This is a genomic window from Bacillus cereus group sp. RP43, from assembly GCF_040459645.1.
Taxonomy (GTDB): Bacteria; Bacillota; Bacilli; order Bacillales; family Bacillaceae_G; genus Bacillus_A; species Bacillus_A mycoides_C.
On record NZ_JARVHQ010000001.1, the window covers coordinates 4,934,163 to 4,959,512 of the forward strand.

Consider the following 25,350-nt stretch of genomic DNA (forward strand, 5'->3'; position numbering starts at 1 on the left):
TACACCTTATGAACTGCTTGCCTTATGTATGCCTCCCACAGCAACATTTTATAGCCAATCGGAAAAGTCGGTTTTGAACGTAAAAAAACAGATGTTTTTGAGGGGTAACAATCTTATTCCGACCTTTCCGGTAGACTTTATGGTTATTAGCTTATATCTTTCAGTATATTTTGTCAATTATTTCTATATAAATATTTTGAGAGTTTTTTCAAAATTATTTATCAATCTTTAATTTAGGCAAACTTAATAAAAAATTCATTCTATTATCTAATAGCCCAGCATAGAATATTAACAAGTAACTACCAAAAAGGGGGCGAAAATATGGACAACCTATTCCAATATGTCCTGCACTATGTGCTATTAACAATCATAATAGTCGGGGCGTTATTACTATTCCCGTTCTTCCCAAAGTTCGTCCTCTTTTTAGCTTTTTTTATTATGCTCGGGATCGCTATTATAATTTCAACGAGGGAAGATACCACACAAAAAGAAAGCAGAGTTCAGCGCGTAAAGCTGTAACTCTGCTTTCTTTTTTTCAGTCGTAACGTATTCTTGTTAAACCAATTACGAAAAATACTCCTGCAAATAAAATGAGTATACCAATATATCCTCCTATATCTGCTAATGTGCCTCCCCTTACAATTAACTCCGTAAAGCCACGCATCGCCCAAGTTTGCGGAACAAAATTTGCCGCTGTTTGCATCCAAGCTGGTTCAATTTCCACCGGCCAATAAAGACCACTAATCATACATGTTGAAATTACAACGATATTACCTAGTGCTGACTGCTGTTCTGTTGTTTTTACTATACTTGCCAATAATAAAGCTAGACCAATGACGGCTAGTAACAATACTGAAACGAGTGTAATAACCCCTAATAAATTTCCCCACTGCACATCAAATAATGAATGCGTTAATATCATTAAAACACCAAATTGAATCCACCCTATTAAAAAGAAGGAAAGGATATAACCTGCTAGTATTTGAACTTTTGAAACTGGTGTCCCTAATAAACGAGACCAAACCCCAAGTTGTCTAGCTTTCAAAATAGTTCCTGTCGCACTTAACATGACAATCATGACGAATAGAATTGAAAAACCTGCCGCTCGACCTGTAACGTTATTTAACTTTTGATCATCATGTAAAATCGATTCTTTTTGAATCGAAACAGGATTTACTTTTGTATAAATTGTTTCATACATCGTTTCCCACGAAGTGTTACTTTTCTTCTCAAAATCCCTTGCTGCACTAACTTCAATCTCCATCTTTTTTAATGCACTTGCTACTACTTGCTCTACAGAAGTCCCACCAGTGAAATCAGCACTGGCTTGAAATTGAATATTTTCTACCTTTCTATCTAGCATACTCTTTTGAAAATTTTTTGGAATGATGATTATACCAGATGATTTCTTGTTTTCGATCCTCTGTTTCCCTTCCTCATGCGTTACCTTCTCTATAGAAATTAAATCACTTTTCTTTATTTCCTCATAATACTTGCTAGATAATACAGAACCATCTTTATCTACTAAACTAACATTTACTTTCTCATTCCCACTTCCACCTAAAAGCCCACCGAAAATAAGTGTGAAAATAATAGGCATTCCAAACATGAGTATATAACTTTGTGGCTTAATTAAGATTTGTTTTAATTCTAGCCAACAAAGTGCCCAAACCTTCTTCATCATTTCCCCTCCTATCTCGTGCGTAAACGTAACGTTCCAATCATAACGGAGATAATTCCTGCACTACATAAACTTAAAATAATAGGGAGTAGCACATCCCAAGATGTTCCCGACATAATATTTAAGAAGCTTGTAAGTGCCCATTTATTTGGAACAATATTCGCAACTGTTTGAAGCGTATCGGGAAATACGTAAATCGGTAACATTGATCCACCTAATATAGCTAATATTTGAATGCCGATTCCCCCCATTAAATCTGCCGTTTTTTCCTCACGAATAAAGGCTGCAATTAGCATGGATAAACCAGAAACACAAATTGCATACGAAACCCCCAACACTACTATTTGAGACACGTCTTCGCCCCATTCCACATGAAACATAAAGTGTGTAGCAACTATAAACATTCCAAATTGTATACAGGCAAATAGTAATGTACCTAAAAATTTCCCGAATAAAATTGAAAATGAACTCGTCGGTGTACTGAACAACCGCGCCAACGTTTCGGTTCGTTGCTCTGTCACAACTGACTTCGCACCTACTGTTATGTTATATAGTAAAAACATGACTAACATCGCTGCTGCATAATATTGCATCGCTGCAACTGTTTTTTTACCAACTGTTCCTTTTTCGATATGATCCGTACTTGCAGTTGCTATCATCTGTAGATTTCCACTTACCTCTTTTGCAACTTGTGCCACATCACCCTGCTGGGATTTTACTAATTCTGTTACAACACTTTTAGTAGATACTGCGACTGTTTGAACACGTTCTGAAAAGGAACGAATCATTGATTCAGCAATTTTCGCTTGTATATCTTTGGATGGATCTATAAGCACCTTTGGTTCTTTTAACTTTCCATCTTGTACTTGTTCGCTCCATTTATTTGGGATGACAATTCCTACATCAATTTTCTTTTCCTTTAACATATCTTCAAGCTCTTCCTGAGAGTTAAATACCTTTACTTTCACGTCATCTTTTATTTCTTTAGATTGCAATACTTCTTTTCGAAAGACATCTGCAAACTCATCCGTTCCTTCTTGATAATAGCCAATTACTGTTTTCGGTAGTCCACCACTATCAAATACATTACTTAACGCTGAACCTAAAATTGCTGTTAATAAAAGTGGCATAATTAACATCATCATAAATCCGCGCCGATCAATTAAACGGATTTTTAAATCTTTCCATGCAATAATGAAACTTTTCATCTCGCACTAACCTCCTTAATCACGCAGTGAACGTCCTGTTAATTGTAAAAAGAGTGCTTCTAAATTCGGTTCTTGTACTTCCAGCTTTAAAATTTGCGCGTTGTTCTCAACAACTACTGAAACAACTGTACCAATTGCCTCGCCACCATTTAATCCAATGTCAATCGTGCTATTATCTTCGTCAAAAATAATACGCTCAACAACAGGTAGTGCTTTCAACTTTTGTAGCAGTTCCGTACTATAGCGATTTAATTGCAATTTCACTATAAACCCATCTGTCAGACGATTACATAACTCTCTTTTCGTTCCTAGTGCAATTACCTTTCCGTGATCAACGATGGCAATTCGCTCACATAAATACTCAACTTCTTCCATGTAATGACTCGTATAAATGACCGTCATGCCTTTTTCATTTAATTTTTTAACAGTCTCTAAAATATGATTTCTCGATTGCGGATCAATCCCGACTGTCGGTTCATCCATAATTAATAACTCTGGTTCGTGCATAAGTGCTGCACCAATATTAATACGCCGTTTCATTCCACCTGAAAATGTTTCAATTTTATCCTTCCCTCGGTCCTGTAAACCGACGTAAGCCAACACTTTCTCTGCCCGCTCTTTTGCAACCTTTCCATTTAAACCGTACATCTTTCCCCAGAAGATTAAATTTTCCTTTGCTGAAAGTGTCGGATACAGTGCAATGTCTTGAGGGACAATACCGATTTTCTTTTTCGCTTCTAGTGGATACTCTTTTACAGATTTTCCGCCAACTTTTATATCACCACTATCGTATGGAATTAGCCCGCAAATCATTGATATCGTCGTTGATTTCCCCGCCCCATTTGGACCAAGCAATCCAAATGTTTCACCTTTTTTCACTTCAAAAGAAACACTCTTTACAATTTCCTTCTTGCCAAATGATTTCGTAATATGATCTATGACTAACATATTGATTCAGCCCCTTTGTATTCATCTACACTTTCATTGTAGAAAATTTTCTTCTTCTCTCCATCGCTCTTGAGATAGAAATACAAAATAAAAAAGCAGCAAATTTTGCTGCTTTTTTACACTTATGTATGCCAAAAGTCATGTGTACATCGTGACGCCATACCTTACTGCGTATATCGCTGCTTGCGTTCGATCTCTCAGTTCTAGCTTACTAATTAAATTAGAAACGTGATTCTTTACAGTTCCTTCTGTAATGAATAGCTTTTTGGCAATCTCTTTATTATTTAAACCAAGTCCAACTTCCCTTAAAACCTCTACTTCACGCTCAGTTAATTGTTCTAGTTGTTCTGGCGGGGTACGCTCTACTACTGTTTTTGTTTTTTTTAATTCCTTTACAATTTGCGCTGTTATATCTTGAGGAAGCACAGCCCCTCCACCATGTACCGTTAAAATTGCTTGAACAATGGCATCTGTCTCCATATCTTTTAATAAATAACCACTCGCTCCTTGCTCTAATGCCTCAAAAATAAGCTCACTATCACTAAAAGTTGTTAACATAAGAACCTTTATATAAGGAAACTTTTCTCTAACTAAACGAGTTCCTTCAACACCATTCATACGAGGCATCCGAATATCCATCAAAATAATTTCAGGCTGTAATTGTTTCACCTTTTGTACGACTTCATCCCCATCACTAGCCGTCCCTACCACTTCCAGTTCCGGACGTAAATTTAATATCATTGCCAATCCATCACGAATCAGTGATTGATCATCAACAATCATAATTCGAATCATAACGCTCCCCCTATTACCCATGTTTTTTCTCGGAGTGGAAATTCGATTTTTAGGTGAAAACCTTTTTCTATTTCACTCTCAAATTGAATGATTCCACCATGCTCCTCTACACGTTCTTTCATATTAAGTAAACCAAATCCAGGGCTTACTTCATTGACTCCCATACCATTATCCAAAATACATAACTTAACTTGTTCCACTGAACAAACTAAACTTACTTCACATAAACTAGCTTTTCCGTGACGTTTTGCATTCGTTAAAGACTCTTGCATAATACGAAGCAACGTAGGCTGTAGTGACAACGGAATCAAAACCGGATCTCCTTGTAATTGAAAAGATACTTGTACTTTCGTCGCTTTAGAATATCCATGTAACATTTCACGCATATTCTCTATTATGTTCCCTAGTTTACTTTCCTCTTTTAAGGCATGCACAGAAGCTCTCACTTCTTGAAGTGATTTTCTAGCTAGCCCATGGCATGTATGTAAAACCTCTTCTGTAGCGTCCGATTTTTGTTTCCATAAAACCTCTGCCAGTTGTAACTGAACAAGTAAGGCAGTCATATTGTGACCAACTGTATCATGAATTTCTCGGGCAATATCATTCCTCTCCCGAACGGCAGTCAATTCTTCCACCTCTTTAGCATATAGCCGTAATTGTTCATGTGCTTCTTTTAAAGCTGTATGAGATAATGCTAATTCCCCATATTGCTCATCTACCATTTGCCGAGCAGCTGTAAGTTTTTTTATTAAGTTTCCAGCTAAAGCACTGAAAATGATAAACATAAAGTTAATTGCATTACTCTCCAATTCCAGACTCTCTGTATGTTGATACGTATGTAGTATATTTATAAACCAACAAAGAAAGAAAAAAGCGATAAAAAAATAAGTCATGCTTTTACGCCAATCATGAATAAATAACCCTACCGCATCAATCCCAAATATAATTAAATATAAACATGTCTCGGGAAATAAAAAACCTAATAGCGCTGTGACAATACCGTTTGCTAGCAGGGTATAAAAAATGAGTTTTCTACTCCCTTCTACTTTTACAAGCAAAATATGATTCACAATATAAATAAAAAGTGCAATACCGACAAAAATTTGTAAATTTGCTGTTTCACGTGAAACATGATTTGCATAAACGAAACAAATCATGACGATTGTAGCAATCCGCGCGTATCCTAACATAAAATTCTCCTCACATTTTAATAACCTAAAACTCGTCTCGCAATTGTATTAACAAGAAAATTATACCAATTTATTCTCTTTCCTTACACAAAAAAGAGCAAGCCCTCCCTCAAAATATGAGAAAACAACTTGCTCTTTTTCATTCTATTTTCTTTACTACACAATATTCTCTAACTCATTATATAACTCCGCTCGTAACAACTCTTTTTTCGTTTTTTCTTCATACAATTGTTCAAGCATTTCAACATCAACTACATGTTCCATTTTACATTCAAGTGCATATATATCTTCTTCTATATGCATTAACTCGTTTTCAACTTCCTCTAAATTCCTAGCCTTCTTCTTTTTTATAGGCATTACTTCTAACGCTTTATTCCCTTGCTGTTGCTGCTTCTGTTTTGCTACTTGTTTCTCAATTCTTTCTTCCCACTTTTGACGAGCCCATGCATAGTTCCCTGCAAACTCAAATAATTTGTGCTCATCAATCCAATACGTCTTTTCAAACAATTTATTTAAGAAATAACGATCATGTGAAACAGCTAAAATCGTCCCGTTATATTGTTCCAGGGCTTCCTCTAAAACTTCCCTTGATTCAATATCAAGATGATTCGTCGGTTCATCTAAAATAAGAAAATTAACATCTTGATACATAAGTTGCGCGAGCCTTAACCTCATTTTTTCTCCACCACTAAGTTGCGTTACTTTCTTAAAAACAGCTGGACCATAAAATAAAAATCGCGCTAATATATGTCTTGCTTCTCCCTCTGTTACAGCTACACAATCTCTGAAAGCTTCCAATACATTGTTCTTCATATCCCCATACGCATGTTGCGATAAATGACCGATTTTCACACTACTACCAATCCGAATTTCACCAGTATCTTGCTTCATTTCTTCTAATAGTAACTTTAATAACGTAGTCTTTCCTGTACCATTACGTCCAACGATAGCTGCACGCTCCTGAAAACGAATATGCAAATTTACTTTCTCGAATAAAGAACGTTCAGCAAATCCTTTACTCACTTCTTTCATTACAACAACATCTTTCCCGCTTCTCTCTTGCCCTTCAAACTGAAGTCCCATCTGTTTTCTATCCAAAATGGGTCTCTTTAGTTTCTCTATGCGCTCTAATGCACGTTCCATATTTCTCGCTCTCTTATGCAATCCTTCATTCGGCGGATTCGCTTGATTTGCCCATTCACGTAGACGCTTAATTGCTTCTTTCATTTTCTTTATTTTCTTTTGCTGTTCTTGATACGCTTGAAATTCTTGAAGCAACCTTTCTTCCTTTTCCTCAACAAACTGTGAATAGTTCGTATGATATACGTGAATTTCTCCATCTTCTAAATCAAAAATTTTCTTTACAACTTCATCAAGGAAATAGCGATCATGCGAAATGACCATAACTGTTCCTGTATACTCTTTTAGAAATTGCTCTAACCACTCGACTGCAAATAAGTCCAAATGATTTGTTGGTTCATCTAACAAAAGTAAATCTGGTTTCTGCAATAGCATATACGCAAGGCTTACTTTTGTTTGTTCTCCACCACTTAACTCCATAAATGATCGGGGAAATAGTTCCGTCACCTGTAGACCATTTGCTACCTTCATAATATTCGCTTCTATTTCATAACCACCGAGAAACGCGTACCTTTCTTGAATTACTCCGTATCTCTCCATCAATTTTTGTAAAGCAGATGATTCCTGTTCTTCCGCCATATTTTTTTCTAAAGCATGCATTTCTATCTCCAACTCTTTTTCCTTTTTAAAAGCGGAGCTTAATACATCATATACATTCATTTCATTATTGAATTTTGGAATTTGTGCTACATGACCGATGCATGTACCTTTCTTCATATGAATGGCTCCTGCATCTAAACTCTCCATTCCTGTTAGAAGCTGAAAGATAGTTGTCTTCCCACTACCGTTACGACCAACTAACCCAATACGTTCTCCATTCTTTATTTCAAGCGATATATTTTCAAATATGATGTTTCCACCAAAAGATTTCTTTACATTATTTACACTACAAATTGTCATTTTCCGTACTCCTTTCAATATAAAAAACCATGGGAAAGAAACATTCCCCATGGTTTTTGGCATAGAAAAAGGAAGCCAAATAGCTCCCTTTTCACACGTTTATCAAAAATGGGTGAAGAGACTTCTATCGTTCAATAGCTACTATGCAATTGTTAAAAAAGGGCATACGTATCCCGTTAACAACTACATCATGAAAAATCGCACGACAAAAATAGATATAATCTAAAAATTTGGCACGCGCAGCTAAAGAACGTTTCATCTCATTCACCCCTTTCGTACGGAATTTAATACTTACTTCTTTATTATACTTTCCCATTTCATGTTTGAATAGTCATTTTTCTGAAAATAATGAAGATAGACTAAACATTTCAATAAGTGACATCAAATCTTACAAAACTGTTATGTTCACGTAATGGAAAACGATAGTAGGAAAAGATACCTCCCTATACAATAAAGATAGAAACAAGAGAGACAAAAACAAGGAGGAAAACAATCATGATGAAAGAAATCGTAAAAGCAATCTTTGAGGTATTAGTGAACGGACAAGCAGTTGTAAAAGAACTAAACGAACTATAAAAAGGAGTGAAGGAATATGATGAACATGGTAAAAATGATTTTACACGCTTTAGTCGACGCAAAAGCAGTTAGCCAAGAATTAAACCAACAATAAAAAGGGGTATATGAATATGAAGAAAGCCATTATTGTAATCGCAAGTACAGCCATTACCTTATACACAATAAAAAATAGAAAAAAGAAACAAAACGAAAATACTCTATATTATCCATACACACTATTAAAGAAAAAATAAAAGACAAGGTACCCTATTGTAATGAGGATATCTTGTCTTTTATTTTTCCTATTCCCTTTAAAGGATTTCCTTCTCCTTTTCCCGAATGTATTAAGCGGGATTTTCACACATATTTTAAAGGGGCATATATACAAATGGATACACAACAACTATACTTTTTAAACGATATCGGCAAACAAAAACCAGAAAGCATCCGGAACAGAAGCGCTGCATGTCCTTTTTGTGACAGAGAAAATTTAACGGATATTTTAGCTACTGAAGACTCAATTATTTGGCTAAAAAACAAATTTCCTACATTAAAAGATACATTTCAAACGGTGCTAATCGAAACAGATAATTGTGAAGACCATATTGCGACATATACAGAAGAACATATGAGATCGCTAATCCGTTTCTCCATTCAACATTGGTTAGACTTACAGAAGAATGAAGAATTCACATCTGTGATTTTATACAAAAATCATGGTCCATTCTCAGGCGGAAGTTTGCACCATGCACACATGCAAATTATCGGAATGAAACATGTAGACTATCTTGAAAATATTGAGGAAGCAAATTTCCAAGGGGTAATTGTTCAAAAAAATGAACACATTGAACTCAACATTTCAGAGCGTCCTATTATCGGCTTTACTGAATTTAATATCATCATTGAAGATATTGCATTTATAGATGAAATGGCCAATTATATTCAGCAAACTGTACGTTACATACTGACAGATTTCCATAAAGGATGTAGTAGTTATAACTTATTCTTCTATCACTTAAACAGGAAAATCATTTGTAAAGTTGTTCCTAGGTTTGTCGTTTCACCGTTGTACGTAGGATATAAAATACCGCAAGTTTCTACAAAACTAGAAGATGTGAAAATACAACTAGCGCAGTATTTCACGAAAGAAAAGGATGAAATTATTCATAAAAAAACAGAGTAGGTATAGAAAACCTACTCTTTGATTACACCTTTATTTCGATAGTATACATCCTCTAATCCGATGTTATACTTCATATTGTTATCCGTCCACTCTGGTCCTAAATTCCCTGGCCATCCAGATGTATTCGCTATATATTTTAGTAATGCAAAATCAGTCAAACCTTTTTGCACCCCGCGCTTATATCCTTTCATTAAATGCGGCATTGCAATTTGCGCATTTGTACGCGGATCTTTCAACTCCTCATCAGTTAAATGCTCTGGTGCAAGCCCACCACCACGGTGTAATTGAAACAATCCGAATGAAGTTCCGTTATCTCCAACACTTCTTGGATTTAACCTACTTTCATGTTCGGCAATTGTAAGAGGTATCCATTCCGGAAGGTTTACTTTCTTTGCTTCCTCTATAATAATTTGTTTCATCTGTTTTGCTTCTTCTGAATCAACATAGCTTGTTTCATTCATTAACTTACCCATTCCTTCAGACTTTCCTTGGAAATATAAATACACTCCAAGAACAACTAAAAATCCTACAAAGAATTTCTTCACTACCTCTACCTCTTTCTCCGCTGAAATTTGTCCCCTTTCAGCCTTCCCTTTACAATTACCTACACTCTATCATTCTCTTACCCTTCAATCATAGCAAATAACTATACATATTATCATCATGCTTTAGACCGATTTTGTGAAAAAATATATGGTAAATACGTGCAAAAATGTAACTTCCATAGACTATAATTTATTTTTTGTATATAATTGTAAATTGAATTATATATATAGAATAGGAGCATAAATAAATGAAAAGAACTCTACTAATCTTTTTCAGCATTTTACTACTCATTCCTATACATACCTCTGCGCAAACATCAGCAAAACCAAAAGTACTTATTTTGTATAGTACAGAAGACAACAAAATTACAAACAATGTACAAATCCTTAATACTCAGTTAGGATACTTTACAAATGATATAACAGTAAAAAGTTTAAAAGAAATGAATGAAACTACTAACTCATCTTCTTATACACACATTGTTTATATTGGAGAAAAAAAAGAAGATTTTTCTATTGCAGCAAAACAATTTCTAGAAAACTTCTCAGGTCCAGTATTAGTTTTAGGGCAAAATGTTGAACAATTATCTAATCGTTTTTCTTTCATTACCTCGAAAGAAACCGATATACGAATTCACACTATAGAATATCCGACTAACCAATTAAAAAATGAATTACATGAAGAACGCTTAATGAAGAAAGTTGAAACAAAAGGAACAACTCTTGCTTACGCCTTGAGTGCTGATGGAACTCATCCGTTAATCGTTCAGCAAGGAACATCCTATTATGTCGCGACTCCAAACCTTTTTGATTGGATGTCTCATTACGTCGGTGAAATGCTATTTTCTTACTTCGAACAAAAGCCTATGACAAATAAAAATTCAGCTTATTTACGTCTTGAAGACGTTCACCCAGCTGTAGATGTAAAGCAATTAAAAGAAATTGCTGAATTACTAAAAGAGAAAAAAATTCCTTATATGATTACCGTTATCCCTGTTTACAAAGATCCAGACACAGGAAAAACAGTACATTTAAAGGATAACTCTGAATTAATCGATGTTTTACGCTTTATGCAAGATAACGGCGGTTCTATCGTTATGCATGGTTACACCCATCAGTTTTATGATAGTGAAACTGGCGAAGGTTTTGAATTTTGGGATGTAAAAACAGATCAACCAATTCGCCAACCGAATCATGAAAAACCAAAGACAAAAGAAGATTTTCAGTCTACAGAAGACTATACTAAATACGTAGAAAACGGAAAAGCCTTCGAAGAAAAATATACTAAAGAGCATATTGAAAAAGGGATTACAGAGCTTGTAGGAGCAAAATTATATCCAGTTGCCTTTGAAGCTCCGCACTATACAATGTCTCAAAAAGGATATGAAATACTATCACAATATTTTTCAACTTATGTAGGACAACTACAACTAAACGATACAACTTGGAAATCAATGCACTCACCGGCTTATATAAGTACACCGTCATTTTTACATGGGATGAAATTAATTCCTGAAACTGTTGGCTTTATTGAAGAAGATAAGCCACAAGCTATAGCAAAAATGAAAGAACGTGCTTTATCTGTCGAAAAATTATCAGATGGAATTATCGGTGCATTTTATCATCCTTACTTGGGCGTTAAACCATTAAAAGAGGTATTAAAGGAACTAGAAAGTATTCCAAACATAGAGTGGATTGATTTACAAAAAGAAACGAATGAAGTAAAAATGAAAGATATTCATATTACTACTGATAAGGACGGCATTCACGTTGAAAAACCAACAAGTGCGAATGACATAATTGATTATATAAAACAATATGGGTTCTTCCTTATAATTGGGTTTATAATAATTGTCTTTCTTTTATTATTAAGACGTGCGAAAAAATTAGAATCATAAAAAACACCAAGCAAATGCTTGGTGTTTTTTATGATGACTCACTAACTTTATAAAATCGCACCGTATTCTCATATATTTGCTCAGTAACTTTCTCTACTGATATTTTTTTTATTATACTAATTTCTTGTAATACATCTTTTATCATATAAGGATGTGTCATCGTATCCTTCTGAAATTCCCACGGCCCATCTGTTTCTACCATCATATATTCAAGCGGATAATACGAAACGATTTTTCTAATTTTCTCCTTATGTAAAACATCCGGTGTGATAGAAATAAAATAACCGTTCCTCATCATCCGTTTCATTGTCTCTTCACTTCCTTTAAACCAATGGAAGTGTACACGTGAAACTTTATATTCTTCAAGTAAATCACATACAGTGTCAGCATCTTCATAAACCGCATGCAATATAATTGGTAAATCATATTTATTAGCTAGTTCAACAAACTTTTTTAACACCGCTATGTAGGGATCGATAGCAATATTTTCATCTTCTTTCCTTAAATAATATGGCAAGCCCACTTCACCAATCGCAACGATGTCCTCTACATGATCTTCGATTAATTTATAAATTTGCTCACATTCCTCTTTATGAATCGGTTGCTCTGGATGAAAACCTATCGCTGGTTGCACAAAAGGATATCGCTTTGCTAAAGATAAAGTTTCTAGGCATGATTGATAATTCATAGATACTGCAATAAGCCCTTTTATCTCTTTACTATTTTTCACATCTATAAGTAATCTACCTTTCTCTTCATCCTCATATTGATCAACATGTATATGGCTATCAATCCATTTCATCTTTATGCCCCCATAAAAAAAACAAGAAAGGGTCTCCCTTCTTGTTTTATCATCTATATTATTTAACAACTAAGTTTGTTATTATATCAAATAATCCAATACATACTATGGCAACAGTAAAGTAGCTACAGAAATCTTTAATTGGAAACTTCACTACTTCTTCTTTACGCATCCCAGTTTTCTCCCTTCTTACTATATCCCTAATTATTTTTTATCTATTTGTATCTATTATGCAAAAAATATGACAAATTTGCTATCGAATTAACTTACGTAAACCTTACAATGTTGTAAGGTTAAAAAAAGAACCCCATCTAAATAAAGATGAGGGCTATTAAAAATTAGTTGGTTTTTCGTTCTTCATTAACATTACAAACAGAAAGTAATACAGTAGACTTTCTAGTTATAATATATTATATTCACTATCTTCTAACTATCGAATTACATTACAGGATACTTACATGTTTGTAAGCTATGTGTAATGTAATTCGATAGTTTCCTTTGCCTACATCTCGTACAATAAAGTTAGAAAGTAAGCCAAATAAGAAGAACACTCACATAACCAAATTACATTGCTAGTAGCTACTCTTCTTATACCTTTCACTCATGCTACTACAATGTACCCCCTTCCCCTTTATATAATAAAAAAGCCTTAGTCCATATGGACTAAGGCTTTTTTATGCACTTCAAAATACCCCTACCTAGTATTTTTATTTTCGACAAAAAATAGGTGGGGGTATAATTCGCTATCTCATCGTTAAAAGTTTACTCTTCGCATTAATAGGAATATTTACAGCTTCAATTTCTTCAATCGCCTCGCCGTAGCGTCCTTTTGCGTACACTTTTAATGCTCCATCTCTCTTTAACATATGCTTAACAGTCTTCTTTATTTTTTGTTCTTTTCCACGTTCGTCAAATGCAATAAATTCATATTCATACCATTCATCACCAATATGCTGACCAATTGTATTCACAACCGTATAATATTCTTTCGTCTTATAAAGTGGATTATATTTATCGATAACTGGTCCAAGTTTTGTAGGCAGTAACATTACTACTATCACTATCATCGCTATTATAGTAGTGATCATTTTTTTCTTCATACTAAACATTCCTCCTCTGCAGGATATATATACATCCATTTTAAAAAGAAGGAATAAAATCTACTATTGAATCTCATTACATTACACTTACATTTTTGTAAGAATTAAAAAAGGCGAACGAATTTACTCGTTCACCTTTTAGCTCGCTTTAAAGCCACCACCAAGTACATCACGTACATCGTGAATAACAACGAAAGCATCTTCATCAACTCTACTAATAACTTGCTTTAACTTAACAAGCTCTTGTTTATTAATAACGACATATAATACTTCTTTATTTTTACCAGTATATCCGCCGCGTCCTTCTAATACAGTGACACCGCGTGTCATGTTTTTCGTAATAGTCTCTCGAATTAAGTCTGGTTGATTCGAAATAATCGTAACAGCTGTTTTTGTATCCATACCTTCCACGATGAAATCAATCACTTTCGCTCCGACAAATACAGCTACAAGTGTATACATTGCCTTTTCTTGTCCTATTATAAATACAGATCCAGCAATTACAACGATATCAATAATAAGTACGCCTTTTCCGACGCTCCAACCTAAATATTGATTTGCTAACTGCGCTAAAATTGCCGATCCTCCTGATGTACCTCCAGCTTTGAACATACACCCTAATCCGATACCTACAAATACACCAGCAAATAAAGCCGCTAATAATGTATCACTATTTACTTGATACTGAATGTGCTCTGTAACATATAAAAACAAAGATGTTTCCACAATACCTATAATTGTGTAAACCATCGTTTTCTTATCAAAAAATTTATAACCTACAGCTAATAAAATTGCATTTAAACCAAAATTCACAATTCCTGGTGACCAATCAAATAAATAATAAGTAACAACCGTTAAACCGATGATTCCACCCTCTGATAAACGGTTTGGAATTGCGAAGTAATTAATACCAATTGCAAATAGTAATGAACCGATTGTAATTAATGCGATTTCCTTTATACGTTGATTAACCATAGTTCATCCCTCCCCCCATTTGACATTGTATCACTATCTCCTAGAGGTTTAGAAGTTGTTTTTATTACGCAATTCTTCTCATAACAGTAATGTTATTATGTTTAAACAAACGCCTGATTAATTATTCATATTTGCCCTAACTGTACGAGCGAAGTGCTCCACATTACCTTTCTGAATATACTTAGCTGTCACCGTCTCCTGATTGCAAGTAAATACTAAATGCGGATGAGAATTTATGTCGTCTATATGCAAATACGAATACTCTTCAAATGTTGCAGGATAGTACGGAAATTCCCCATAAAAGAGAAGACGTCTAGTCGTAGCAACGAAAATCCCACGTCGATATGATAAGGTAAAATCATCTTTCTCAAATATCCCTATCACAAATGCTAAAATTTGTTCGTCATCCTCTACATATTTTTTCATACTTAATAAAAGTTCATTCATGCATACTCCTCCAAATTCTATTCATTGTTTTAACACTTGAAAAGAATCCATGGATTATTACAGACCGGTGTAACTCTTTTATAAAGTATGAAACGCGTTTCCTGTCAAAGACATTTCAAAAAATAATCCGTTATGTGATTATACACATAACGGATTATTACTAAACCGTGGAGCGTTCCACAAGTTTATACGGAATTTCCATCTTTTCTTGTTTAGAACTCTCATCACTTACTTGCCTGTAAAACATTTCAAAAGCCGTCTTACCTATTCCCTTTAAATTTTGGTCAATGGTTGTCAGTTGTAAAACTTGAGAAATCGGTTGATTATCAAAACCAATAATCGCTAAATCCTCAGGAACTTTAATACCTAATTTTTCAACTTCTGTCATGATCCCAATAGCAACTTCATCTCCTGCCACTATTAATGCTTCAGGAGGATTCTCCATCTCCTTGAATTGATGTGCAACTCTTACACCATCTTCTAATGTAAAGCATTCTGTGAAAATGCGATCTTCCATCACTTCTTCATCTATTAATTGTAGCTGTTGTTTATAAGCATCAAAACGTTTCTTACTACTTGGCCCTAACTTTCTTCCCGTACAATATCCAATCTTCTTATAACCTTTTTCAATAAGGTAACTCATTCCTAATTGAAAGGCATTAAAATGATCTGTATATACACTCGATATGCTTTCAATATCATTAGCCTCACAAGCGACAACTGATCCATATGCTGCATACGGCTCTATAATTTCCCACTCATTAGCACGAGAACAAATGATAAGACCGTCTAGTTGCTTTGTTTTCAACATATGTAAACTTTTCATTTCTTCTTTTTTATTGTAGTTCGTTTGACAAAGAAGTACTCGATAATTGTGAGCTAACGCAACTTCCATCATTCCACCCACCATCGCATCAAAAGACGGATGATTAATATAAGGTAGAATCACGCCAACAATATTCGTCTTCCCTTTTGATAAATGAACAGCATTTGCATTTTGTGAGTAATTCAATTTCTCAACTATTTCTAAAACAACTTTCCTTTTTTCTTTACTTACATATGGATGATCATTTAATACCCTCGAAACAGTCGTAACTGAAACCCCAGCCATCTTTGCAATATCTTTAATATTAGCCATACACTCACCTCTACTTTTAACTTAATAAATCATATGAACATATGTCAAATCTTCTCATCATTACACTTTCATTCGCTTTTCTTACAAAAGTGTAATTTTCCTGTAAGCTAATTCGATAGTGACTCCCTCCACTATCTTATACAATTAAGTCAGAAACAGGGCAACAACCATTTGAAAAGGAGCGGATCTATATGATGAACAAAATGAAAACGAACAATTTCTTAAATACAATGGGCATGGTATTTTCCGCTCTTATCGATGCAAAAGCTGTTGCTTCTACATTAAACAAGTAAGGAGAATGCATTATGAATAACATGACTTTTAACAAATTAGATTTTTTAGGACTAGCTAGCGGCTCGATTCTTCTTACTGCTTTCATTTACGCTGCTACTCTTATATAAACTTTGTGTCCCCTTTCCCCCTTTATATAAATAGTAATAGAAAAGACGACCGTCTATGCCCGGTCGTCTTTTCTTACTTTTGATTTGGTTGTAAAACTTCCTTTAGTTCTTCAAACTTTTCATTTAATTCATCTGTCATCATTTTCATAGCCGTTTTTCGATCTATTTGTTCTTCAGCATCAATTTGAATTGGGTCTCCAAAAATCAATCGTGCTTTTTTCCCTTTTATCAATTCTTTTACACTTGATGGGCCAACATAAGCTGCTGGTATTAACGGAACGTTAGAACGCATTGCAATCGTAACAGCCCCAGCTTTTAATGAAACGTCTTCTGATGATCTCGTCCCACTTGGGAAAATCCCTACTACTTTTCCTTCTTTTAATAAGCGCGATGGAATTTTCAATGTGCTTGGCCCTGGATTCGCACGGTCTACAGGGAATGCATTTACATTTTTAAAAAACCAATTTTTAAATTTCCCTTCAAACAATTCTTTTTTTGCCATGTAATGAATTTGAGTTGGGTACATTCCTGCCGCTAACATTAAAACATCCATAAAACTTGTATGTGTACACGCAACAACGTAAGGGCCATCTTCTGGTAATTTCTCTCTCCCTTGCACTTCTACCTTCCCAGCCATTTTAAATATATATTTCAACGAAAATGTAATTGGTTTATACATTTGTTTCGTTCCTTTCTGAATATCCGAAGTATAATCATTTTCTTACAATGATTATAACACTAAGTTTTAGGAGTTGGTAATAAAAATAAGTATTTATTGTTAAATTTCAATTCTTACAAAAGTGTAATTTTCTTGTAAGCTAATTCGATAGTGACTCCCTCCACTATCTTATACAATTAAGTCAGAAACAGGGCAACAACCATTTGAAAAGGAGCGGATCTATATGATGAACAAAATGAAAACGAACAATTTCTTAAATACAATGGGCATGGTATTTTCCGCTCTTATCGATGCAAAAGCTGTTGCTTCTACATTAAACAAGTAAGGAGAATGCATTATGAATAACATGACTTTTAACAAATTAGATTTTTTAGGACTAGCTAGCGGCTCGATTCTTCTTACTGCTTTCATTTACGCTGCTACTCTTGTATAACTTTGTGTCCCCTTTCCCCTTTATATAGAAAAAGACGACCGTCTATGCCCGGTCGTCTTTTTAATTTTTTCTTTCCTTCAATTCTTTTAAAAGCTGTATCAGTTCAGCTTGTTGTTTTATACTCTTACGACCATTTCGATTAATTGCTGCAAGCTCGCAGGCAACTCCAGCAGCAAAGAAAAACAATAAACTTTCTAACATATAAAATCCTCCAGTTGCCTATTAAACAGCTTGACGCAATTGCTTTTCTTGCAAAATTTGTTTATTTATATTTTCTTCTTTTCTCTGACAAACATTATTACGAATAAGCGCTGCAATAACAAATAATGTTCCTACAATATCAAATGTTGTTATTTTATATCCTTGCATCATCATAATAACTAACGTAGTAATTGGCACAAAGTTAATAAATAAAATACCATTAATTGATGATAAGATTTTCACACCGTAGTTCCAAGCAAGTAGCGCTACGATACCTGGTAATGTCATCATAAATAACAAATCATATTTCACAATAGAAATCGTTCCCATACTTGGAACTGATACATATCCAAGTGACGTAATGATTATAGTTATAATTCCTGTAACTGCAGTCCCAAATACACAAGTTAATGTTGAGTAACGTAACGTTGACCAATCACTACACGTTTGACCACCCATCGTATAAATAACCCATCCTACAACACCAACAAATATAAATGCTAGCGAAAACATGTTATCTTTCAATGTTAAAAAGAAACTCATATCACCTTTCGTAATAACAAATACAGCTCCTACAAATGCGATAATCATGCTCGTTATCATATACTTCTTCGGCTTTATATTTTTATATCCCCATAAAATACAAATTGAAATCATCGGCATAAGCGCCTCCATAATAGAAGCTACCATCACACCTGATTTCCCCATTAACATTTGTCCTAGAAAAATTAATACATTATATACGGTAAAAGCCATCGTTCCAAAAAAGACGAGTAACTTTCCTCTTCCTTCTAAGCGAAATGCTTTCTTTCCTTCTTTCATTAGCAATAATACAATCAGTACAATTGCTACCGCCCCATAACGAATAAACGAAAAATAAAACGGATCTATGTATTCTAGCGCATGATCAGCAACCGGAAACATCGCTCCCCATGACATACTTGCAATTAAACACGCTAAAGCACCTATTATCATTTGACCTTTTCTCACCACAATCCCTCGCTTCTTTCTATTTGCACAAGGAGAATTGTAAAAGAAAAAATATATCACGTAAAATGATTCAAAATGATGTTAACTATCATTTATAATGATAGTTAACATCAAGGGGGAGCATAAAATGGAATTACGAGACTTACAAATTTTCCAAAGCGTTGCCGACCGCGGTAGTGTAAGTGGTGCAGCAAAGGAATTAAATTACGTACAATCAAATGTAACCGCACGTATTAAACAGTTAGAAAACGAGCTAAAAACACCACTCTTTTACCGTCATAAACGAGGTATGACTTTAACAGCTGAAGGAAGAAAAATGCTCGTTTATGTTCATAAAATTTTGCAAGATGTTGAAGAGCTAAAACAGGTGTTTTTAGATAGTGAAATACCATCTGGTATATTAAAAATTGGTACAGTCGAAACAGTCAGTACATTACCTACCATCTTGTCTTCTTACTATAAAAGCTATCCAAATGTCGATTTATCATTACAAGCTGGCCTAACGGAAGAACTTATTAGAGAAGTACTTGATCATCAATTAGATGGTGCCTTTATATCAGGTCCTATTAAACATCCACTAATTGAACAATACGATGTTAGTACTGAGAAATTAATGCTTGTTACACAAAATAAAGCTTTTCATATAGAAGAATTTACTACGACACCCCTACTCGTTTTTAATCAAGGATGTGGATACCGTTCCAAGCTAGAACGATGGCTTAAAGATGAAGGTTTGCTACCAAAAAGAATTATGGAATTTAACATATTAGAAACCATATTAAATAGCGTAGCGCTCGGTCTTGGGATTACACTCGTCCCCCAGTCTGCGGTGCAACACCTTTCTACAGCAGGTAAAGTACATTGCCATGCCATTCCCGAGAAATACGGCAGCATTTCAACTGTTTTTATCCGTCGTAAAGATAGTTATATGACAAATTCAATGCGCAGCTTTTTAAAAACAATTGAAGAGCATCATCATATTAATTTGCTTTAAAAGACATTCTTACATGAATGTCTTTTTTTCTTACAAAAGTGTAAGTCTTTCGTAAGCTAATTCGATAGTTGCAAATGACCATATTTCCTATAATTAAGACAGAAAGCAGGGCAACAACAATTCGAAAAGGAGCGGATACGCATGATGCACAAAATGAAATCAAACAAATTTTTCAATACAATGGGCATGGTGCTATCCGCACTTGTCGATGCAAAATCTGTTGCAACTACATTAAACAAATAAGGAGAGATTATGATGAACAATATTACATTTAACAAATCAGATTTTATCGGACTTGCAAGTGGAGCAACTCTTCTTACAGCTTTCATTTACGCACTTGCTCAAAGTCTCGTTTAACAATTTGTTTCCCCAACCCCCTTTATATAGAAAAGGCTGCTCGTCTTATAGACAAGCAGCCTTTTAGTTTGTTTCATATATAATTTGGCCTGTTTTGCTTATATCATATCCACCAATTGCTTTTAATTCATTGTGAAACTCTTCAGATTGCAAAATTCCTTTTATAACCTCAATAAGTTCCTCATTTTCTTTATTCTTCAGAAGTACTAAATCATACTGCTCTTTCATTATCGGAATAAAGTCTACGTTCACAATTTGGGAAAACTTTTCTGATCCTATCCCAACATCAGCTTTTCCATTCGCGACTTGCGAGGCAACACCAAGGTGATTCGATTCTTCCCATTCATACCCGCTAATATCTTCTTTACCTAATTTTTGAATTCGCAATTGCTCATCCACTAACACCCTAATACCAGAACCCTTTTCTCGATTTACAAATCGTATAGATGACTGAGCTAAATCAGCCCATGTTTTTATATTTTGTGGATTCCCTTTTTGCACATAAAACCCAACATTTCTCGCTAATAAATTAATCATAATATATGGTTGCCCAACTAAAATACGTTTTACGTAAGGAACATTATATGTACCTGTTTCGCCATCAAATAAATGCAAACTAACGACGCTTCCTTCTCCTTGGTACATCTTCACTAAACTCGTTAAACTACCTTGATATGCTCTTAATATATTAGAATTTGGCAGACGATTTTCTATATGTTTTGCCAACATATCTAACGTTAGTTCTTGACCACTAATGATGCGTGTATTCGAACTACTAATTTCGTCCTTCTTTACAGGAGTAAATTGTACCTTACCTGTTTTCATTTGTTTTATATATTGTTCTAAATCCACTGCATCAATGCGCATTTGTCTACCAACCCTATAAGAAGGAAGTTCTCCCTTTTTAATTAGGTCGTATACAGTTAATTTTGATACTTTTAATCGCTTTGCTACTTCTTCCGTTGTGTAGGAATGATGATCCATAGACGATTCCTCACTTTCTTCCTTCATTGTAACAAAGAAAAGAATATTTCTCCTATTTTTTCAAAACAACTATATCGTTCAAATTATATTCAATTATAACTAGTTATACTTAGTTATATTTAGTTATAATTAATTTAGTAAACGAAAGGGGATTTTTTATGAACAAATTTACATTACGATTCATTGGGGTACTTATACTTTCTTTTCTTCTTATATTCAGTACAGCTTGTTCACGTGGAGAAAAGTCAGCTGCTAAAGAAGGAGAATCAGTGGAGCTGACTATATCAGCGGCTGCAAGTTTACAAGATGCATTAAAAGAAATTGAAAAACAATATAAAGAAAAAGAACCAAATATTAAGCTTTCTTTTAACTTCGGTGCTTCCGGCGCGCTGCAACAACAAATTGAACAAGGTGCGCCCGCTGATTTATTCTTCTCTGCAGCAGAAGATAAATTCCAAACCCTTGTTAAAAAAGGATTCATTAATGAAAAAGAAGGGAAAAACCTTCTTGGAAATGAACTAGTTCTAGTCGTTCCAAAAGATAGTTCTCTTTCAAAATTTCAAGATTTAAAAGATGAGAAAATCAAGAAAATCGCACTTGGTACACCCGAATCTGTACCTGCAGGAAAATATGCAAAAGCTTCTCTCACACATGAAAATCTTTGGAATGACGTTCAAAATAAAATCGTATTTACAAAAGATGTTCGCCAAGTGTTAACATATGTAGAAACAGGTAATGTTGATGCTGGTATTGTATATAAAACAGACGCTCTCGTTTCAGACAAGGTAAAAATTGCAGAGGCGGCAGCGGCTAATTCTCATGAGCCAATCCACTATCCTTTAGGTGTCATAAAGGAATCTAAGCATAAGAAAGAGGCGACTTCATTCTATGAGTATTTGCAATCAAAAGATGCACAATCTATCTTTAAGAAATATGGATTTACAATCCTGCCATAATTACTATGAGCTTTGATGCAATTTTGTCACCTGTCTTTCTATCTTTGCGAGTAGCTGCGTGCGCCACCATTATCGTTACGATTTTGGGAACGATTATTGGACGAGCATTAGCGCGCTCCTCTTGGCGATATAAAGTACTACTAGAAACTATTTTCTTATTACCAATGGTGCTTCCACCAACTGTTATCGGCTTTTTTCTAATTATCATTTTCGGAAATAACAGTCCCATTGGAAAGTGGATTGAATCATTATTTCAGCAGTCCATTATGTTTACATCTACTGCTGCTATCATTGCTTCTACAGTCGTTGCATTTCCGCTCATGTACCAATCAGCAAAAACAGGATTTTCTATCGCAAATGTACAAATTGAAGATGGCGCGCGTGATCTTGGTGCAAGTGAATATCAAGTTTTTCTACATGTTACACTCCCGCTTGCATTTCCTGCACTACTTAGCGGTATGATTTTAAGCTTTGTTCGCGCACTCGGTGAATTTGGTGCAACTTTAATGTTTGCAGGAAATATACCTGGCAAAACTCAGACGATTCCGACGGCGATTTATATGGCTATTGATGCAAGTAATATGCAACTAGCTTGGACACTTGTAATCATAACGATCAGTATGTCCCTTCTATTCTTATTATGTATTCAACTCATTAATAGAAAAATTACTACTTCTTAAAGCAGCTTTCAACAAAAGCTGCTTTATTATTTCCCGAAAAATAAATTGATTTAATCAATAACTGAATTTTACCTCTTATTTAAATATACATTTTATTTGAATTCACTTTCTAAAATAGGTAATTTCCTGTTATTATATGAAAGTGTTTCAAAAAATGAAGAAATGAAAACGCATTTATATAGTAAATTCTTCATCCTGTTTTAGCGATCGGTAATCTTCTACTCTATTAGTGGGGCATTACCGATCGTTAGAACGATATGTAATTATATTGGTATAGAAAACCGAAGGGAGTCTTGTAATGGACATTTTATTAGCGCTTCTTCCTGCAATCGCATGGGGAAACATCTTATTAGTAAGCGTAAAAATGGGCGGTGGTGCATATAGCCAAACGGTAGGTATGACAATCGGTGCTCTATTCTTCGCAACAATTATGTATGTATTTACTCAACCAACTTTAACAATGACAGTCTTGATTGTTGGCTTTATTTCAGGTTTATTCTGGGCTTTAGGGCAAGTAAACCAATTAAAAACAGTTGAAAAACTAGGTGTTTCAACTACTGTAACTATTTCTACTGGTATGCAACTTGTTGCAACTTCTATCTTTGGAGTTATCGCTTTTCGCGAGTGGACTACTACTACAACGATTGTTCTGGGAACGATTGCAATCCTATTAATCGTAGTTGGTGTAGTATTCACATCATTAGATGATAAAGAAAATGCACAGCCACCAGGACAATTGAAAAAGGGACTTCTTACTTTAATTGTTTCTACTTTCGGCTATCTTGTATATGTAATTATTATTCGTTGGTATAACATCGATGGTTGGTCTGCTATTTTACCACAGGCAGTTGGTATGTTCGTTGGTGCGGTTGTACTGACGTCTAAACATAAACCATTTAACAAATATGCAATGCGTAATGCTTTATCTGGTTTACTTTGGGGAACAGGAAACTTATTCTTACTTCTTTCATTACCACGTGTCGGAGTAGCGACAAGCTTCCCATTATCTCAAACTGGAATCGTTATCTCAACATTCGGTGCGATTGTATTCTTAGGTGAAAAGAAAACAAAACGCCAATTGATTTTTATTGCACTAGGTAGTGTTTTAATTATCGGCGGCGCTGTCTTGCTTGGTATGACGAAAGCGTAATCTTATAATCTATCAATCCCTGAAGCATTTCTGCTTCAGGGATTTTTTAATTGCAAACAACTATTTTTCAAATATAACAATCTTATAGCCCCTTTTTATATCACTTCTCCTCCCTCCAACTTCATTTTTTCATGATAAGTCTTTTCTTTTTACAAAATTCTCTTAAAAATGGTATCGTTTTTTATAACATATTCTCATCAGAAAGGAATAAAGGATATGCCTAATAAACATCGAATTTTATTTATTGGTGCCGGTCGTATGGCAGAAGCTATATTTGCTGGACTACTTACAACAAGTAAAGAATACATCGAAGAAATTATTGTTTCCAACCGAAGCAACATAGAAAAACTAACGCAATTACAAACTCAATATGATTTATCGATTACAACTGATTGGAAGCAGCATATTAAATCTGTAGATACAATCGTTTTAGCAATGCCACCTGTCGCACATGAACAGCTATTAGCGGATCTATCCCCTCTTCTAACTGATCAATTTGTCGTGACAGTTGCTGCCGGAATCGGACCATCTTATCTAGAAGAAAGACTTCCCCAAGGGACACCTGTTGCTTGGATTATGCCAAATACAGCTGCTGGAATTGGAAAGTCTATCTCCTTATACACGACGGGACATTCTGTAGATGAAACACATCAAGAAACGTTACAACTTCTTTTAAAAGGTATCGGTACCTCACAGTTTTGTACCGAAGAGGAAGTTCACCAACTTACCGCAGTTACTGGTAGTGCACCTGCTTTTCTCTATCACTTTGCTGAAGGTTTAATTGAAGCAACGAAAAGCTATGGTATTGATGAGGAAACAGCAAAGCACCTTGTCATTCAAATGATTGCTGGCTCTGCCGCTATGCTCCAGCAAAATCAAGATCCAGCTATGCTCCGCGAACAAGTAACAACACCAGGAGGTTCAACGGCTGAAGGCTTAAAAGTTCTATATGAAAATAATTTTTCAGAAGTCATTCAACAAGCAGTTGAAGCAACAAATAAAAAAGCTAGGGGGAAATAA

Annotated in this window: 29 protein-coding genes; 12 read left to right on the forward strand and 17 right to left on the reverse strand. The window is 34.7% G+C overall.

Features of this window, described 5'->3' with window-relative positions:
- The first annotated feature begins 321 nt into the window (after positions 1-321).
- Positions 322-519, forward strand: coding sequence for a hypothetical protein (locus QCI75_RS25550; protein ID WP_002115459.1), 198 nt, complete (start codon positions 322-324; stop codon positions 517-519).
- Positions 520-535: 16 nt separating this feature from the next.
- On the opposite strand, the gene QCI75_RS25555 is transcribed toward QCI75_RS25550, so the two are convergent.
- The 7 genes from QCI75_RS25555 to QCI75_RS25585 form a co-directional block, all read right to left on the reverse strand.
- Positions 536-1,681: an ABC transporter permease gene (locus tag QCI75_RS25555; RefSeq protein ID WP_353761401.1), complete on the reverse strand. Its 1,146-nt coding sequence runs from the start codon at positions 1,679-1,681 to the stop codon at positions 536-538.
- Between the two features lie 11 nt (positions 1,682-1,692).
- Complete coding sequence (locus tag QCI75_RS25560; protein ID WP_144506100.1) at positions 1,693-2,889, reverse strand: ABC transporter permease; 1,197 nt, start codon at positions 2,887-2,889, stop codon at positions 1,693-1,695.
- A gap of 15 nt (positions 2,890-2,904) precedes the next feature.
- Positions 2,905-3,837, reverse strand: a complete 933-nt coding sequence (locus QCI75_RS25565) for an ABC transporter ATP-binding protein (protein WP_128283245.1) — start codon at positions 3,835-3,837, stop codon at positions 2,905-2,907.
- 138 nt (positions 3,838-3,975) lie between these two features.
- Positions 3,976-4,632: a response regulator gene (locus QCI75_RS25570; RefSeq protein ID WP_144506099.1), complete on the reverse strand. Its 657-nt coding sequence runs from the start codon at positions 4,630-4,632 to the stop codon at positions 3,976-3,978.
- The gene (locus QCI75_RS25575; protein WP_144506098.1) at positions 4,629-5,822 is read right to left on the reverse strand and encodes a sensor histidine kinase; all 1,194 of its coding nucleotides are present in this window, start codon (positions 5,820-5,822) and stop codon (positions 4,629-4,631) included. The genes QCI75_RS25570 and QCI75_RS25575 overlap by 4 nt, the downstream gene beginning before the upstream one ends.
- Before the next feature lie 156 nt (positions 5,823-5,978).
- Positions 5,979-7,862, reverse strand: a complete 1,884-nt coding sequence (gene abc-f, locus QCI75_RS25580; protein WP_353761404.1) for a ribosomal protection-like ABC-F family protein — start codon at positions 7,860-7,862, stop codon at positions 5,979-5,981.
- A gap of 124 nt (positions 7,863-7,986) precedes the next feature.
- The gene (locus QCI75_RS25585; RefSeq protein WP_079999070.1) at positions 7,987-8,121 is read right to left on the reverse strand and encodes an RAxF-45 family protein; all 135 of its coding nucleotides are present in this window, start codon (positions 8,119-8,121) and stop codon (positions 7,987-7,989) included.
- A gap of 421 nt (positions 8,122-8,542) precedes the next feature.
- Between QCI75_RS25585 and QCI75_RS25590 the strand changes: the two genes are divergently transcribed.
- Together QCI75_RS25590 and QCI75_RS25595 are read left to right on the forward strand one after the other, a co-directional pair.
- Complete coding sequence (locus tag QCI75_RS25590) at positions 8,543-8,671, forward strand: spore coat protein B (protein WP_144506096.1); 129 nt, start codon at positions 8,543-8,545, stop codon at positions 8,669-8,671.
- Between the two features lie 134 nt (positions 8,672-8,805).
- Positions 8,806-9,600, forward strand: a complete 795-nt coding sequence (locus QCI75_RS25595) for a DUF4931 domain-containing protein (protein WP_235676349.1) — start codon at positions 8,806-8,808, stop codon at positions 9,598-9,600.
- 11 nt (positions 9,601-9,611) lie between these two features.
- Here QCI75_RS25595 and QCI75_RS25600 read toward each other — a convergent pair whose 3' ends face one another.
- A complete protein-coding gene (locus QCI75_RS25600) occupies positions 9,612-10,145 on the reverse strand; it encodes a transglycosylase SLT domain-containing protein (RefSeq protein ID WP_002113396.1) in 534 nt (177 codons plus the stop codon).
- Between the two features lie 248 nt (positions 10,146-10,393).
- Between QCI75_RS25600 and QCI75_RS25605 the strand changes: the two genes are divergently transcribed.
- Positions 10,394-12,043: a DUF2334 domain-containing protein gene (locus QCI75_RS25605; protein ID WP_353761405.1), complete on the forward strand. Its 1,650-nt coding sequence runs from the start codon at positions 10,394-10,396 to the stop codon at positions 12,041-12,043.
- A gap of 28 nt (positions 12,044-12,071) precedes the next feature.
- Here QCI75_RS25605 and QCI75_RS25610 read toward each other — a convergent pair whose 3' ends face one another.
- From QCI75_RS25610 to QCI75_RS25630, 5 genes are all read right to left on the reverse strand, one after another.
- Positions 12,072-12,845 carry a TatD family hydrolase gene (locus QCI75_RS25610; protein WP_353761406.1) on the reverse strand — a complete coding sequence of 258 codons (774 nt, stop codon included), beginning with the start codon at positions 12,843-12,845 and terminating at the stop codon, positions 12,072-12,074.
- Between the two features lie 743 nt (positions 12,846-13,588).
- Positions 13,589-13,945, reverse strand: a complete 357-nt coding sequence (locus QCI75_RS25615) for a YxeA family protein (protein ID WP_353761408.1) — start codon at positions 13,943-13,945, stop codon at positions 13,589-13,591.
- A gap of 138 nt (positions 13,946-14,083) precedes the next feature.
- Positions 14,084-14,920 (reverse strand): YitT family protein, encoded by an 837-nt coding sequence (locus QCI75_RS25620; RefSeq protein ID WP_199661710.1) that lies wholly within the window; start codon positions 14,918-14,920, stop codon positions 14,084-14,086.
- Between the two features lie 117 nt (positions 14,921-15,037).
- A complete protein-coding gene (locus QCI75_RS25625) occupies positions 15,038-15,367 on the reverse strand; it encodes a PH domain-containing protein (protein WP_144507923.1) in 330 nt (109 codons plus the stop codon).
- 160 nt (positions 15,368-15,527) lie between these two features.
- Positions 15,528-16,505, reverse strand: coding sequence for a LacI family DNA-binding transcriptional regulator (locus tag QCI75_RS25630; protein WP_353761409.1), 978 nt, complete (start codon positions 16,503-16,505; stop codon positions 15,528-15,530).
- Between the two features lie 305 nt (positions 16,506-16,810).
- Here QCI75_RS25630 and QCI75_RS25635 point away from each other — a divergent pair, with 305 nt between their 5' ends.
- Entirely contained in the window at positions 16,811-16,906 is a 96-nt protein-coding gene (locus QCI75_RS25635) for a DUF3948 family protein (RefSeq protein ID WP_002124767.1), read from the forward strand.
- Between the two features lie 73 nt (positions 16,907-16,979).
- Here QCI75_RS25635 and QCI75_RS25640 read toward each other — a convergent pair whose 3' ends face one another.
- Entirely contained in the window at positions 16,980-17,585 is a 606-nt protein-coding gene (locus tag QCI75_RS25640; protein ID WP_144507927.1) for a lysophospholipid acyltransferase family protein, read from the reverse strand.
- Between the two features lie 337 nt (positions 17,586-17,922).
- Here QCI75_RS25640 and QCI75_RS25645 point away from each other — a divergent pair, with 337 nt between their 5' ends.
- Positions 17,923-18,018 carry a DUF3948 family protein gene (locus tag QCI75_RS25645; protein WP_142344732.1) on the forward strand — a complete coding sequence of 32 codons (96 nt, stop codon included), beginning with the start codon at positions 17,923-17,925 and terminating at the stop codon, positions 18,016-18,018.
- A 60-nt stretch (positions 18,019-18,078) separates the two neighbouring features.
- Here the strand turns inward: QCI75_RS25645 and QCI75_RS25650 are convergent, their stop codons facing one another.
- Both QCI75_RS25650 and QCI75_RS25655 read right to left on the reverse strand, forming a co-directional pair.
- Positions 18,079-18,219, reverse strand: coding sequence for a YrzO family protein (locus QCI75_RS25650; RefSeq protein WP_144507929.1), 141 nt, complete (start codon positions 18,217-18,219; stop codon positions 18,079-18,081).
- 21 nt (positions 18,220-18,240) lie between these two features.
- On the reverse strand, positions 18,241-19,209 hold the full coding sequence (locus QCI75_RS25655; RefSeq protein WP_144507931.1) for a DMT family transporter: 969 nt from the start codon (positions 19,207-19,209) through the stop codon (positions 18,241-18,243).
- 127 nt (positions 19,210-19,336) lie between these two features.
- Here QCI75_RS25655 and QCI75_RS25660 point away from each other — a divergent pair, with 127 nt between their 5' ends.
- Both QCI75_RS25660 and QCI75_RS25665 read left to right on the forward strand, forming a co-directional pair.
- A complete protein-coding gene (locus QCI75_RS25660; RefSeq protein WP_353761410.1) occupies positions 19,337-20,203 on the forward strand; it encodes a LysR family transcriptional regulator in 867 nt (288 codons plus the stop codon).
- A gap of 255 nt (positions 20,204-20,458) precedes the next feature.
- On the forward strand, positions 20,459-20,560 hold the full coding sequence (locus QCI75_RS25665; protein ID WP_088232809.1) for a DUF3948 family protein: 102 nt from the start codon (positions 20,459-20,461) through the stop codon (positions 20,558-20,560).
- 63 nt (positions 20,561-20,623) lie between these two features.
- Here the strand turns inward: QCI75_RS25665 and QCI75_RS25670 are convergent, their stop codons facing one another.
- Complete coding sequence (locus QCI75_RS25670; protein WP_353761411.1) at positions 20,624-21,571, reverse strand: substrate-binding domain-containing protein; 948 nt, start codon at positions 21,569-21,571, stop codon at positions 20,624-20,626.
- 131 nt (positions 21,572-21,702) lie between these two features.
- On the opposite strand from QCI75_RS25670, the gene modA reads away from it, so the two are divergent.
- The 4 genes from modA (at position 21,703) to proC (ending at position 25,350) form a co-directional block, all read left to right on the forward strand.
- Positions 21,703-22,500, forward strand: coding sequence for a molybdate ABC transporter substrate-binding protein (gene modA / locus QCI75_RS25675; RefSeq protein WP_144507934.1), 798 nt, complete (start codon positions 21,703-21,705; stop codon positions 22,498-22,500).
- Positions 22,501-22,505: 5 nt separating this feature from the next.
- The gene (modB, locus tag QCI75_RS25680; protein WP_144507936.1) at positions 22,506-23,180 is read left to right on the forward strand and encodes a molybdate ABC transporter permease subunit; all 675 of its coding nucleotides are present in this window, start codon (positions 22,506-22,508) and stop codon (positions 23,178-23,180) included.
- A gap of 298 nt (positions 23,181-23,478) precedes the next feature.
- Positions 23,479-24,330: a GRP family sugar transporter gene (locus tag QCI75_RS25685; protein ID WP_002113377.1), complete on the forward strand. Its 852-nt coding sequence runs from the start codon at positions 23,479-23,481 to the stop codon at positions 24,328-24,330.
- A gap of 216 nt (positions 24,331-24,546) precedes the next feature.
- Positions 24,547-25,350, forward strand: a complete 804-nt coding sequence (proC, locus tag QCI75_RS25690) for a pyrroline-5-carboxylate reductase (protein ID WP_353761412.1) — start codon at positions 24,547-24,549, stop codon at positions 25,348-25,350.